Genomic DNA, 14,784 nt, shown 5'->3' on the forward strand with positions numbered 1-14,784 from the left:
TCTCTATCAAGTCTAGCTTTGTGCCTCTTGACTTTCTTCCTTCTTTTCCATGAGATAGATATCTCCGAAACTCTCCTCTTGTACGAGGATCAGTTCTTGGGTTTTGATTAACTCTAGGGTTGCCAAAAAGAGGGTAATAACCTCTTGGACATTCTGGGCTTCCTTGAACAAATCCTGCAAGCGCAACTGGTCTCGTCCAGACAAGGACTCTTTTACGATGGACATCATGTCCTCAATCTTATACTCATCCCGCAAGATGGTCGTGTGGTTCTGAGCGAATTCCTCTTTTTTCTTGGCTAGGATATTTGAAAAAGCCAAAAAGAGGTCAATGGTCGTCCTATCATGTACAAGCTCCGCATCCTCGTAAATCAACTCTGTCGGCGCTTTGGAATAGTACTGGGCCCGATCTTGGTGCTTAGCCTCCAAGTGCTCACCCAAAAGCTTGAACTTACGGTATTCTTCGATTTGGGAGAGGAGATCCTGCTCCAGGTCTTCCTCCAAATCTGTCACTTCTGCCACCTTGGGAAGAAGTTTCCGACTCTTGATCAGCATCAACTGACTGGCCATGACCATATACTCACCAGTCACTTCCAGACGCATAGCCTGCAGGGTTGAGACATAGGCTAGATACTGTTCGATGACTTCTGTGATAGGCACATCGTAAATATCCATCTGATACTTGGAAACCAAGTGCAAGAGCAAGTCCAGTGGCCCTTCAAAATCTTTTAATTTAATATCCATTATCTATATTTTTCTAAGGTCAGGACAGTTTTTAATCCTAATTTTTTTGCTATTTCGTACAAATCGACCTTGTTTTCTATTTGTCTTAGAATGAACTGTTCCCGCAAGGCTTGAGCTGATAAGGCTGGAAAACCTTTCTCCTTGACAAAGGACTCCAGCTGACGAAAGGCCCACTGACGAGAATAGACTTTTCCTCCCCTTTCAAAGAGATAGGTCTGCCCCATCAAGGATTCCAGCTCTGGGATCAAGGTCGTGGGAATGGTAACAATCCTCTGTTGGGAAGCCTTGTTGATTCGCAGCACTTGAAAATCTAGATTGATATCCGCAACCTTGAGAGCTAAAATCTCGCTTGGCAAGAGTCCCATTTCTAGGATTAAGAGCGCCAGCAAGCGCCCCTCTGGATAATCACTTTCCTGCCAAAAAGAATCTAGGTCTAACCGTTCTGGCTTTTCGGTCTTCTTTTCAGCTTGTTTGGCTAATTCCAAGCGGTAAAAACTGTCCACCTCTCCCTTTTGATAGAGAAAGTAGAGGAATTGGTTACAGGCCGAAAGTTTCCGTTTCTGGGCGCTCATTTTTAGATTGGCTAGCTGGGCTTGATAAATCTTGAGACTAGTCTCAGAGACCCGCTCACCTACCATATCTAAAAATTGCTCCAGATCATACTTATAAGACTGCTTTGAATTGGCAGATAAGCCCTGCTTTTTCTCTAAAAAGGCTGAAATGCTATCTCTCATTTGCATCGAATCTCATATTCCTTACTAAAGTCATGCAAGAGGGCATTAACTGCCTTGAGGATGGACTTGCGCGTGATGATTCCTTGGAAAATTCCTTCACCATCTACGACTGGCAAGAAGGGTTCATCTACCAGTTTATGGAGGACTTCAGTGATATTATAGTCTGGAGCAACGACTGCTACATCCGTCTTGGTCATATTGACGATGTCTGTCGTCGCCATCTGCTCATCTGTCAAACCTTGCTCCATTTGATATGCCAAAATATCTCTCAGACCAATGGTTCCGACAAAGCGTTTGTCAAAGGTCACAACAGGGATACGGGTATAGGTGATTTGGCTCAACACCAAAATCGCATGGTCGGCATTGTGGGTATCAATCAAGGCTGCTAGATTCTCAGCAGGGGTAAGAAAAGTCTCTTCCTGCTCTAGTAAAAATGCTTCAAATTCTTTGGCAATCATCGAGCAAACTCCTTGGATAAGGATGGATAAATCTCATGATCACGTGTCAAAAAGTCTACTTTGAAATAGCTGTCATCAATCTCCACACGGGCATAGAGACATTCTCTAATAGTGCCTCGTGGTTGGCTGATGGAACCTGGATTGAGAAAGAGCGTCTTTCCTTCCATCCAAGCATTTGGCACATGCAAGTGACCATAGAGACAGATATCGGCATCTTCTTCCTGAGCCCAGTAGTCCAACTTTTGAAAGTTGAAATTGATATCAAATAAGTGTCCGTGAGTCTGGATGATCTTGGTCGGGCCAAGTTGGGTCACCAAACGTTCTGGGTAACCAGCATAAAAGTCCATGTTGCCTTTGACGACATGGATACCCTCCCAAAGTGGAGAATCGGGATGGAGTTCTGAGTCACCATCGTGAAAAATGGCATCGACTTTCCCCAGATAGCGATCGCGAATTTCTTCCACAATCAAGCTATCGCCATGGGAATCACTCATTACAATGATGGTTTGCTTTGCCATGATGGAAATACCTCCAAAAGTTTCTTAACGGCTAAGGCGCGGTGAGATTGGCTATTTTTTTCTTCGAGGGTTAGTTCTGCTGAGGATTTACCTGTCTCTCCTACCAGAAAGAGCGGGTCATAGCCAAAGCCATTCTCCCCCTTAGGTTCAAAATTAATATAGCCTGGCCAGTCAGCTTCGACCACCAAACTTTCCTTACCTGGACTGGCTACAACTAGGGTTGTGTGGAATTGTGCCGAACGGTCCTTGAGGTCAAAGACCATGGCCAATTCGTGCAAAAGCTTGGCATTATTTTCACGGTCAGTCGCTCCCACACCTGCGAAACGGGCTGACCAGACACCTGGCAAACCACCAAGGACATCGACTTTGAGGCCTGAGTCATCTGCTAGAACCATCTTGCCTGTTAATTGGGAAATAGTTTCTGCCTTAAGTCTAGCATTTTCTTCAAAGGTCATGCCTGTTTCAGCTACTTCAGGCAGGTCAGGGTGATCATTGAGATTTTCCACATCATAGCCTAGTTTGTCAAAGATAGCTCGGAATTCCTTGGTCTTGCCTTCGTTTCGAGTCGCAATCAACAAGGTTTCTCTAACCTTACTAGTTTCAAAGAAGTCTTGAACATTGACCCCTTCTTTAGGTAATTCTACATGCAGGAGTTGCCCATTTTCAACCAGGAGCAGGGCTCCCTGACGTTGGATGACTTCCAAACTGCGTCCCGCTTCGGCATTTAAAATCTCAACGATAAAAGAGAGCAGACGGAAGTTAGAAGACCAGCGCATCACTGTTATCGTAATCGGAAAGCCATTTTCCTCATCACGAAAAATCCGAGCCAAATCCATAAAATCGAGCTCAAGCGGATCTTTGATGAGGCTGTAGATGCCTCCATAGACATCCCAGACACCGACATACCAGTCCTGATCATCCTTGTATTCATAAATTTTATTTGTCATAATGTTACATGCTCCACATGAATCTCTTTTTCCAGCCATTCTGCTCCTATTTGAGCAAAACTTTGGCTGCTAGCTGTAGTGTAAAATCGGTGCTGAAGCGGGTGAGCGTCTCGGCTACGATTGATTTCGAAGTAGTTAAGCAAAACCGAGATATCCCGTACACACTCTGCCCCACTATCGATGAGCTGAACCTTTGGTCCCATGACATTCTGGATAATAGGGCGAAGGAGTGGGTAATGGGTACAGCCCAAAATCAGGCTATCCACCTTGCCAACCAAGGGACGCAGGGTTTCATAGACGACTTTCTTGGTTACACTGGTTGACAGGGCCCCAGACTCCACCAAGGGGGCAAACTTGGGACAAGCCAAACTTTCCACCTGTAAGTCTGGATCCAAATCATGGATTTTCTGACGGTAGATGTCTGATTGTACCGTCATAGGGGTTCCAATCACTCCGATTTTCCCACCTTGACTGGACTTGATAGCTGCCGAAGCTCCTGGCAAAATCACACCTAGGACAGGAATATCTAGTTTAGCCTTGATTTCTTCCCAGACGACCGCAGTCGCAGTATTACAAGCAATGACAATCATTTTGACATCCTTGGTCAAGAGAAAGTTGACCAACTGCCAAGTATATTCACGAATTTGCTCAGCAGGACGAGGGCCGTAGGGCGCCCGAGCCGAATCTCCAATATAGACGATTTCTTCATGGGGGAGCTGGCGCATGAGCTCACGAACAACAGTCAAGCCCCCGACACCCGAATCCAAAAAACCAATTGGTCGATTATCCATACAGTCTTCTTTCTAGTCTTCTTTTTCTGATTGATAGTTCATCATGATTCCTTGTCCTGAACGAACTGACCGACAGCTCGATAAAATGTCAACTGCCTCTCTCTTAATCATAATCAAATATCAATAGAATGCAAGGAAAAAGTCTCATCCTTGACAACTATCGAACATAGTGAGAAGTCTGGAACTTTCATCCCAGACTTTTCCTATTTATTTCTTTTTATTGTTAGCAAGGGCTGCTTTTTGTTGACGGATGATTTGGTGGTAAACTTGTTGTACCTTGGCTTCGCTTGGTTTTTGACCATTTGCGCTCAAGAGAGCACGAACTGCCTCAGCGTTCAAACGTGGGTTGTCTGCAAATTCTTTTTCGATTTGCTTACGAACCAAATACATACCTCCAAGAGCTCCTCCTAGAAAAGCTAGCACAATCAAGATAATTGCTAAAATAAGATCCATAATCTTTCTCCTGTTTCTTTTTGAGTCTTCTATATTATACCATAAAGTGACTTTCCTGACTAGTTTGTTTTACGCTTTCAAGAAGGGCAATAGGCGACAAAAAAGGAGCTCCTCATTTCGATGAAAGAGAGCTCCTTGCTGCGTTTATTTTACATAAATAGCCAGTGTTTGATAAGGTTTGAGAAGAATTTTCTCAGCCACTTCTGTAGCTTCATAGTTAGAAAGCAAAATCTGTCCATTTTGGTAGACTGCTGGTAGCTCAATTTCTACTTCTGTGGCATAAAAGTTATTGAGGACCAGTAACTTTTCATCCTCATACTGGCGTTCATAAGCATAGACTTGCTTGCTATCTTCAAAGGCTGGTTTGTAACTTCCTTCTGAGATGATCGGCATTTCCTTACGAAGTCGAATCAAGTTTTGGTAGAAGGTGAAAATTGGGCCTTGGATTTCATTTTCTACGTTGATGTGAGGGTAGGATTTTCCTGCCTTCAACCAAGGAGTTCCTCTTGTAAAACCAGCATTTTCTGAAGCATCCCACTGCATGGGAATGCGTGAATTATCACGTGACTTAGCCTGAATAATCTGGAAGGCTTCTTGCTCACTTTTCCCTTCTTTTAAGAGCATCTGGTAAGCATTAAGCGACTCTACATCCACATAATCAGCCATGGAATCATAGTCTGGGTCAACCATTCCAATTTCCTCACCCATATAGATATAAGGTGTCCCACGTGACAGGTGAATGCTGGCAGCCAGCATAGTCGCCCCTTCATTGCGGAAATGTTGAATATCGACAAAACGATTCAAAGCTCGTGGTTGGTCGTGATTGTTCCAGAAAAGAGCGCTCCAGCCGTTTTTGTCACTCATCTCCTTGCCCCAGCTATGATAAAGACTTTTCAACTCTTCAAAGTCAAAGGGTGCTAAGGTCCACTTTTGCCCATCCTTGTAATCTACCTTGAGATGATGGAAATTAAAGGTCATGGATAATTCCTGACGGTCAGGCGACGAATAGAGGACACAGTTTTCCATGGTGGTTGAGGACATTTCCCCAACTGTCATAAAGCTACCGTCGGATCCAAAAGTGGCTTGGTTCATCATGCGCAAATAGTCATGAACGATGGGCTTGTCTGTGTAAGCTGGCTTTCCTTCATTTTCAGGGCAATCCACTAAGACCTCGTCCTTGCCAATCAAATTGATCACATCAAATCGAAAACCTTTGACTCCCTTGTCTCGCCAGAAATTAACAACCTTGAAAAGTTCCTTGCGGACATTGGGATTGCGCCAATTAAGGTCAGCCTGGGTCTCATCAAAGAGGTGGAGATAATATTCCCCTGAATCTCCGAAAGGTGCCCAGGCAGAGCCACCAAACTTAGACTGCCAGTCTGTAGGTTGCTCTTGGATGAAGAAAAAGTCTTGGTAGTACTGGTCGCCAGCTAGGGCTTTCTGAAACCATTCGTGTTCTGTCGAACAATGATTGAGCACCATGTCCAGCATAAAGTCAATCTTGTGCTCCTTGCCTATACGCACCATCTCCTCAAAATCAGCCATATCACCAAATAGAGGATCCACTGCCATATAATCTGAAATATCGTAACCATTATCCCGTTGGGGGCTTGGATAGAACGGATTGAGCCAGACCATATCCACGCCCAGTTTGGCTAGATAGGGGATCTTTTCGATAATCCCACGGAAATCCCCAATACCATTTCCAGTGGTGTCTTTATATGATTTTGGATAGATTTGATAGACTACTTTTCTTTTATCAAGTGCCATCTGTTTCTCCTTTTCTGATAAAAGGGAGGGACTGATGTTCCTTCCCTGTTTGGGCTATTTCGATTAGATTCGTGTAGCGACCATGAGAGCTTCCCCAGCTTGGATAGTTGTCGGATAAGTTCCAGTGATGGTCGCTGTATAAGCATCTTGGTTAGTGATGATAACTGGAGTTTCTGTCACGAGACCCGCAGCCTTAATAGCATCTATATCAAAACGAATCAATTTCTGGCCAACTGTGACGTGGTCTCCTTGGGCTACAAGACTTTCAAAACCTTTGCCATCAAGACCTACTGTATCCATACCGATGTGAATGAGCAATTCCACCCCCTCATCAGAGACAATACCAATGGCATGCTTGGTAGGGAAAAGGACCGTCACTGTCCCATTGACTGGAGAAGTCAACTCACCTTGGCTTGGTTCAATGACTAGACCTTGTCCCATGACGCCTGATGCAAAAACAGGATCTGTCGCTTGACTCAATTCTTTTACTTGACCAGCAAGAGGGCTGACAATTTCTACCGGAGCAAGGGTTAATGGTTCATGACTGACAAATTCCGCTTCTTCTTGGGCAACGAATTCTGCCTGTAAGGCTGTATCGTCCTCTGTTTTTGTAAAGAAGCCTGCCTTACGGAAGAAGAAAGTCAAGAGCATTGGTACAACAATAGCAACTAACATAGTTCCCGCAAATGGCAGCATGTATTGAGGTTGAATAGAGAGAATACCTGGCAAACCTCCGATACCGATAGAAGCCGCGGTTACATTGAAAGTAACGGACAACATGCCGGCAAGGGCCGAACCGATCATCCCAGCTACAAATGGATAGATGTATTTGACATTGACACCAAAGAGGGCTGGTTCTGTAACACCGAGATAGGCTGAAATGGTTGCAGGAAGTGAAATCTGAGCCTCACGCTCATCATGGCGGTGCATGAAATAATAGGCAAATACGGCTGAACCTTGGGCAATGTTTGAAAGAGCAATCATTGGCCAGAGGGCAGTTCCACCAGCATCCGCAATCAATTGTGTGTCGATGGCATTGGTCATGTGGTGAAGACCTGTGATGACAAATGGAGCGTAGAGGGCACCAAAAATCGCACCAAAGAGCCACTTAACAGGACCAGTTAATCCTGCCAACACAACTGTTGAAAGTCCTTGCCCGATTGTCCAACCGATTGGTCCCAAAACAGTGTGAGCCAAAATCAAAGCTGGAATCAATGACAAGAAAGGCACAAAAATCATGGAAATGACTTCTGGGATATGCTTGCGCCACAAAATTTCAAGATAAGACAGACTCAAACCTGCAAGCAAGGCTGGGATAACTTGAGCCTGGTAACCGATACGATTAACAGTAAAGTATCCAAAATTCCAGACCCAGTTGGCTGCAATTTCTTCTGTTGAAGTAGAAGCAACTGCATAGGCATTGAGCAACTGAGGTGAAACCAAACAGATCCCGAGTACAATTCCCAAAATTTGACTGGTTCCCATCTTACGAGAAACAGACCAGGTAATCCCTACTGGTAAGAACTGGAAGATAGCTTCACCAGGCAACCAGAGGAAGTGATTAACCCCTGCCCAAAACTGATAGGATTCTGTGATGGTCTTGCCATCCAACATCGACCAATGAACACCTTCCAAGACATTACGGAAACCGAGGATCAAGCCTCCGACAATCAAGGCTGGAATAATCGGAGTAAAGATTTCCGCCAGAGTGGTCATGACACGTTGGACCACGTTTTGATTGCTCTTAGCTGCCGACTTGGCTGCTTCTTTGGAAACACCCTCAATGCCTGAAACAGCTGTAAAATCATTATAAAAGATTGGCACGTCATTTCCAATGATTACCTGAAATTGACCCGCATTGGTAAAGGTCCCTTTGACAGCTGGAATCGACTCGATGGCCTTAACATTTGCCTTCTTTTCGTCTCCGAGAACAAAGCGCATCCGTGTCGCACAGTGGGTTACGGCAGTAACATTTTCTTTGCCTCCGATTGCCTGAAGCAGATCCTTGGCTTCTTGTTCAAATTTTCCCATTTGATTCTCCTTATACTTGTCAAAGCAAGCTTGACTTGATAGCTCTATTGTAAACGATACCAAACTTGTAGGCAACTTGTTTGGTGAGAAAAGAGGATTTTTTTGTAATTTTTTTGGCACTTGTATGGTAAAATAGATACAGCTGTCCGTCAAACTAGACTAAAAACCCATTTAAGAAAGTAAAATGAAGAAATACCAACAACTATTTAAGCAAATCCAAGAAACCATTCAAAACGAGACTTACGCTATCGGAGATTTTCTTCCTAGCGAGCACGAACTCATGAAGCAGTATCATGTGAGCCGTGACACCGTCCGAAAAGCTCTGTCCCTACTCCAAGAGAAAGGATTAATCAAAAAGATAAGGGGACAAGGTTCTCAAGTCGTCAAAGAAGAAACGGTCAATTTCCCTGTCTCTAACCTAACCAGCTACCAAGAACTGGTCCAGGAACTTGGACTTCGCTCGAAAACCAATGTCGTCAGTCTGGACAAGATCATTATCGATAAAAAATCCTCACTGATAACCGGCTTTCCAGAGTTTCGGATGGTGTGGAAGGTAGTCCGCCAGCGTGTGGTGGATGACCTGGTATCGGTTCTGGATACGGACTATCTGGATATGGAACTAATCCCAAATCTCACTCGGCAAATTGCTGAGCAATCTATCTACTCGTATATAGAAGACGACCTCAAACTTCTTATTGATTATGCTCAGAAGGAAATCACTATCGATCACACGAGTAACCGAGACAAGATTCTCATGGACATTGGCAAAGACCCTTATGTCGTTTCCATCAAGTCAAAAGTCTATCTCCAAGACGGGCGCCAATTTCAGTTCACCGAAAGTCGCCATAAATTAGAAAAATTTCACTTTGTTGACTTTGCCAAAAGACATCCGAAATAAACACTTACAGTTGGGGATACTCTCAACTGTTTTTTAGTAGTAAACGATCTAGTTGATAGTTGGAAAAGAGGAGCTGCTTGCTACTTATTCTACTATTTTAAGAAAAAACAACAGCAAATATGTATCTTATTAAAAAGCTCTTGACAAATGCTAAACGACCATTAGAATGGGAGGTGAGGAGATAAATAGAAACAAAATAAACGAAACTGCTTCATGTAATGTAAGCGATTTCGGATAAACAAAGGAGGGTTTTATGAAAAAACACTTTTGGGAGAAATCCTGTCGCTATAGCATCCGCAAGCTGACGGTTGGGACTGCTTCTGTTTTACTGGGAGCTATTTTTCTAGTCAACCACACTGTAGCTGCAGACAGTGTTTGAGGTCAAGCAAACTGAACCAAGCTCTGTCGAAACTATCACTAAGCCTGATAGTGAACCCAAAGCAGATGAAGCTACTGAAACTACAAATCCGTCTCTAGCCGAGAATCCCGTAGTTCCCGAAAGCAAGCCAGCTAACGAGACTCAGACGACAAATAGTCAAGCTAGTGAAGAAGCCATTGTAGAAGCTAAAGAAAATAAGGAACCTGAAAAAGCAGATCAGCCGGTGACAAAGCAAGAAAACTATCAACTCAACTACGATCAACCAACAGCTCCCTCCTATGATGGATGGGAAAAACAAGCCCTTCCTGTCGGAAACGGAGAAATGGGAGCCAAGGTTTTCGGACTCATTGGGGAAGAGAGAATCCAGTACAACGAAAAGACCCTCTGGTCAGGAGGACCACAACCCGATAGCACCGACTATAACGGAGGAAACTACAAGGAGCGCTACAAGGTCTTGGCTGAGATTCGTAAAGCCCTCGAAGCTGGTGACCGCCAAAAAGCAAAACAACTAGCTGAACAAAATCTAGTTGGACCAAACAACGCCCAGTATGGACGTTACCTAGCCTTTGGAGATATCTTTATGGTCTTCAATAACCAGAAAAAGGGTCTAGATACTGTAACTGATTATCATCGTGGTTTGGACATCACAGAAGCCACTACGACCACTTCTTACACCCAAGATGGGACGACCTTCAGACGCGAAACCTTCTCTAGTTATCCTGATGATGTCACTGTGACCCACTTGACCAAAAAAGGAAACAAGACACTTGACTTTACCCTTTGGAACAGCTTGACAGAAGACTTGCTTGCTAATGGCAACTACTCTTGGGAATATTCCAACTATAAGAATGGTCATGTCACTACAGATGCAAACGGAATCCTTCTAAAGGGAACTGTCAAAGATAACGGCCTCCAATTTGCATCCTACCTAGGAATTAAAACGGACGGAAAGGTGACTGTTCAGGCCGAGACACTAACCGTTACAGGCGCAAGTTATGCAACCCTCTATCTCAGTGCCAAGACTAACTTCGCTCAGAATCCAAAAACCAACTATCGAAAAGACATTGACCTCGAAAAAACAGTTAAAGGGATTGTCGAAGCAGCTAAGGCCAAAGACTACGAGACACTGAAAAAGGCCCATATCAAGGACTATCAAAGTCTCTTTAACCGCGTTAAACTAAACCTAGGTGGAAATAAGACTGCTCAAACGACAAAAGAGGCCCTTCAAGGCTATAACCCAGAAAAAGGGCAAAAATTGGAAGAACTCTTCTTCCAATACGGCCGATATCTACTCATCAGTTCGTCTCGTGATCGGACAGATGCCCTTCCTGCCAACCTCCAAGGAGTCTGGAATGCCGTAGACAATCCACCTTGGAACGCTGACTACCACCTCAATGTCAATTTGCAAATGAACTATTGGCCAGCCTACATGAGCAACCTTGCTGAAACAGCCAAGCCAATGATTAATTACATTGACGACATGCGCTACTATGGTCGTATCGCCGCCAAGGAATACGCTGGTATCGAATCCAAAGACGGACAAGAAAATGGCTGGCTGGTCCACACCCAGGCGACACCATTTGGCTGGACTACTCCTGGTTGGAATTACTATTGGGGTTGGTCTCCAGCTGCTAATGCTTGGATGATGCAGAACGTCTATGACTATTATAAATTCACCAAGGATGAGACCTATCTCAAAGAAAAGATTTACCCAATGCTCAAGGAGACCGCTAAGTTCTGGAACTCCTTCTTGCACTATGACAAGGCCAGTGACCGTTGGGTGTCTTCTCCATCCTACTCACCAGAACACGGGACCATCACCATCGGAAATACCTTTGACCAATCGCTAGTCTGGCAGCTATTCCACGACTACATGGAAGTCGCCAACCATCTGAAAGTCGACAAAGACTTAGTCACAGAGGTCAAGGCTAAATTTGACAAACTCAAACCGCTTCACATCAATAAAGAGGGACGCATCAAGGAATGGTACGAGGAGGACAGCCCTCAATTCACCAATGAAGGGATTGAAAATCACCACCGTCACGTTTCCCATCTAGTTGGTCTCTTCCCAGGTACGCTCTTTAGCAAGGACCAGGCTGAATATCTAGAAGCTGCGCGTGCAACCCTCAATCACCGTGGAGATGGTGGGACTGGTTGGTCTAAGGCCAATAAAATCAATCTCTGGGCTCGTCTACTGGACGGTAACCGCGCCCATCGCTTACTCGCTGAACAGCTCAAGTATTCAACCCTAGAAAATCTTTGGGATACCCACGCGCCTTTCCAAATCGACGGAAACTTTGGAGCAACCAGCGGGATGGCAGAAATGCTCCTCCAATCTCATACAGGCTATATTGCCCCACTGCCAGCCCTTCCAGATGCCTGGAAAGACGGTCAAGTTTCTGGCTTGGTTGCTCGTGGAAACTTTGAAGTCAGCATGAAGTGGAAAGCGAAAAACCTGCAAAGCTTGTCCTTCCTTTCAAATGTCGGTGGAGACCTGGTTGTAGACTATCCAAACATCGAAGCCAGTCAGATCAAGGTCAATGGCAAACCAATCAAGGCAACGATTCTGAAAAACAATCGTATCCAACTAGCAACACAAAAAGGTGACGTCATTACCTTTGAACACTTCCTTGGTCGTGTAACCAGTCTGACAGCAGTTCGACAAAATGGAGTCACTGCCGAACTTACCTTCAACCAAGTAGAAGGTGCTACCCACTATGTCATCCAAAGACAAGTGAAAGACGAAACTGGCCAAACCTCTGCGACCAGAGAATTTGTAACCAATCAAACCCACTTTATTGACCGGTCACTAGATCCTCAACATGCCTACACCTATACTGTCAAGGCTATGCTGGGCGAGCTTGCCACACAAGTGTCTGAGCAGGCCACTGTCGAAACATACAGCGAGTTGATGGATGACCGAGATAGCCGTATCCAGTACGGAGCTGCCTTTGGAAACTGGGCAGACTCAGAATTGTTTGGAGGAACAGAGAAATTTGCTGACCTTTCAAAAGGAGACTACACAGACGAAGATCTCACTGCTACCATTCCTTTCACTGGCGTTGGTATCGAAATCTATGGACTGAAATCGTCTGAACTAGGTCTTGCCACTGCTAAAATTGATGGCAAAGAGGTCGGCGAGCTTGACTTCCATACTGCTGGGGCCACTGAAAAAAGCAGTCTCATCGGTCGCTTCGCAGGATTATCTGACGGACCTCACACATTGACTCTTAGTGTTAAACGTGAGCACAAAGGACGTGGTAGTGAGCGCTCGAAAATTTCATTAGATTACTTCAAGATCCTAGCAGGAACAGGCAATTCAATTGAAAAAATGGATGATCGTGATTCGCGCATCCAGTATGGTTCCCAGTTTAAGAACTGGTCTGACCCTGAACTCTACGGTGGTACGGAAAAATATGCTGATATTAACAACAGCGACCCAAGTACTGCTTCAGAAGCTCAGGCAACTATTTCCTTTACAGGGACAGGTATTCGAATTTATGGCTTGAAGAGCCTTGCCCTTGGACGAGCACGTGTTACATTAGATGGCAAAGAAATGCCAAGTCTAGACTTTTATACGTCAGGTGCAACTGAAAAGAGGGCCTTTATTGGCGAATTTACAAATCTTACTGACGGTCCGCACACCCTGACATTACAAGTTGACCCAGATTCGCCAGAAGGTCGCAAGAAAATCTCTCTAGACTCCTTTGATATCATCAAAGCCCCTGCTGTTGGTATAGATAGCCCGAGCATCGCGCCTCTTAAGGAAAATGACAAAACCATTTCCTTAACTCTACCAGCTGGGGAATGGGAAGCCATCGCTGTGACCTTCCCAGGTGTCAAAGATCCTCTGGTTTTGCGTAAGGTGGATGAAACACATCTGGTTACAAGTGGAGATCAGACTATCCTATCAATCCAAGACAAGCAAGTTCAAATCCCAATCCCTGAGGCTACTGATCGACAAACTGGAAAAGCGATTGAAGCTTATGCCATTCAAGGAACTACCACAAGCAGTCCTGTCGTAGCTGTCTTTACTAAAAAAGATGAGAAGAAGGTTGACGAGAAGAAGCCAACTACAAGCAAGGGGGACGAACCAGCTCCTACTGTTGAAATTCCGGAATATACCGAGCCTATCGGAACCGCAGGGCAAGAAGAGCCACCTACTGTTGAAATTCCAGAATATACCAAACCTATCGGGACTGCAGGACAAGAGGAACCGCCTACAGTGACAATTCCTGAATACACTGATCCTATCGGGACTGCTGGGCAAGAAGAGCCACCTACTGTTGAAAAACCTGAATACACCCAACCTATTGGAACCGCAGGTCAAGAAGAGCCGCCTACAGTTGAAAAACCTGAGTACACTGACCCTATCGGAACTAGTGGAGATCAGGCTGCTCCAACCCTCACCCGACCTGAGTATCAGTTGCGCACCTTGAAAGATAAAAAGACAGGGGTCGAAATCATCGGTGGAGCCAGCGACTTAGAAGGAGTTTCTCACGTTTCTAGCCGACGCGTCCTAGCTCAAGAACTCTTTGGCAAGACCTATGATGCTTACGACCTACAACTTAAAAATCCAACCGATCATAGCGTACAGCCAAAAGGCGCTGTCTTGGTTCGCTTGCCTATTTCAGCTAGCGTAGAAAATATCTATTACATCACTCCGACCAAGGAGTTGCAATCCCTTGATTTCACCGTTCGAGACGGAAAAGTAGAATTCATCACTAATCATTTCAGTACCTATGCTGTCGTCTATCAAGCCGCTGGAACAAGCTATAACACAGAGGAAAAAACAAGTACTTCAGATGCAGAAACCTTGACACACGAGACTGAACAACTTTCAGCTAGTCCGAGTCTTGCTAAAGCTGGAAATCATTCTCCTAAAGAACAACTTCCAGCGACAGGAGAAGCGTCCACCCCACTCCTCTTCTTAGCAGGACTCAGCCTAGGCCTTACAGCCATTTTTATGTTAAAAGGAAGAAAGGATGACTCCAACTAACCTTTAAGCACACAAAAACAGGATGAAGATCACCTTCATCCTGTTTTATTTTGTCATCAAAAGTT

At 44.8% G+C, this 14,784-nt stretch carries 10 protein-coding genes and 1 pseudogene; 2 read left to right on the forward strand and 9 right to left on the reverse strand.

The features are described 5' to 3' along the window. Positions 1-12: 12 nt before the first annotated feature. The 9 genes from HT680_RS05870 to treP form a co-directional block, all read right to left on the reverse strand. Positions 13-741: a segregation/condensation protein A gene (locus tag HT680_RS05870; protein ID WP_173258963.1), complete on the reverse strand. Its 729-nt coding sequence runs from the start codon at positions 739-741 to the stop codon at positions 13-15. Then, positions 741-1,475, reverse strand: coding sequence for a site-specific tyrosine recombinase XerD (gene xerD / locus HT680_RS05875; RefSeq protein WP_345890221.1), 735 nt, complete (start codon positions 1,473-1,475; stop codon positions 741-743). The genes HT680_RS05870 and xerD overlap by 1 nt, the downstream gene beginning before the upstream one ends. Continuing rightward, positions 1,472-1,933: a cyclic-di-AMP-binding protein CbpB gene (gene cbpB, locus HT680_RS05880; RefSeq protein WP_000560697.1), complete on the reverse strand. Its 462-nt coding sequence runs from the start codon at positions 1,931-1,933 to the stop codon at positions 1,472-1,474. Before cbpB ends, xerD begins: the two co-directional genes overlap by 4 nt. Further along, positions 1,930-2,451: a metallophosphoesterase gene (locus tag HT680_RS05885; RefSeq protein ID WP_173258968.1), complete on the reverse strand. Its 522-nt coding sequence runs from the start codon at positions 2,449-2,451 to the stop codon at positions 1,930-1,932. Before HT680_RS05885 ends, cbpB begins: the two co-directional genes overlap by 4 nt. Further along, positions 2,427-3,398, reverse strand: a complete 972-nt coding sequence (locus HT680_RS05890) for a nucleoside-triphosphate diphosphatase (RefSeq protein ID WP_173258970.1) — start codon at positions 3,396-3,398, stop codon at positions 2,427-2,429. Before HT680_RS05890 ends, HT680_RS05885 begins: the two co-directional genes overlap by 25 nt. Beyond that, positions 3,395-4,189 (reverse strand): glutamate racemase, encoded by a 795-nt coding sequence (racE, locus tag HT680_RS05895; protein ID WP_173258972.1) that lies wholly within the window; start codon positions 4,187-4,189, stop codon positions 3,395-3,397. The genes HT680_RS05890 and racE overlap by 4 nt, the downstream gene beginning before the upstream one ends. Before the next feature lie 207 nt (positions 4,190-4,396). Beyond that, positions 4,397-4,642, reverse strand: coding sequence for a YneF family protein (locus HT680_RS05900; protein ID WP_009730641.1), 246 nt, complete (start codon positions 4,640-4,642; stop codon positions 4,397-4,399). A 144-nt stretch (positions 4,643-4,786) separates the two neighbouring features. After that, complete coding sequence (gene treC, locus HT680_RS05905) at positions 4,787-6,412, reverse strand: alpha,alpha-phosphotrehalase (protein WP_173258974.1); 1,626 nt, start codon at positions 6,410-6,412, stop codon at positions 4,787-4,789. A gap of 63 nt (positions 6,413-6,475) precedes the next feature. Further along, complete coding sequence (gene treP / locus HT680_RS05910; RefSeq protein WP_173258976.1) at positions 6,476-8,443, reverse strand: PTS system trehalose-specific EIIBC component; 1,968 nt, start codon at positions 8,441-8,443, stop codon at positions 6,476-6,478. Positions 8,444-8,627: 184 nt separating this feature from the next. Here treP and treR point away from each other — a divergent pair, with 184 nt between their 5' ends. Together treR and HT680_RS09240 are read left to right on the forward strand one after the other, a co-directional pair. Next, positions 8,628-9,341: a trehalose operon repressor gene (gene treR / locus HT680_RS05915; RefSeq protein WP_173258978.1), complete on the forward strand. Its 714-nt coding sequence runs from the start codon at positions 8,628-8,630 to the stop codon at positions 9,339-9,341. A 253-nt stretch (positions 9,342-9,594) separates the two neighbouring features. Beyond that, positions 9,595-14,719: pseudogene (locus tag HT680_RS09240) on the forward strand (SIALI-17 repeat-containing surface protein). The last annotated feature ends 65 nt before the right edge of the window (positions 14,720-14,784 follow it).

Origin of the sequence: Streptococcus sp. 5905 (assembly GCF_013276505.1) — a bacterium.
Taxonomy (GTDB): Bacteria; Bacillota; Bacilli; order Lactobacillales; family Streptococcaceae; genus Streptococcus.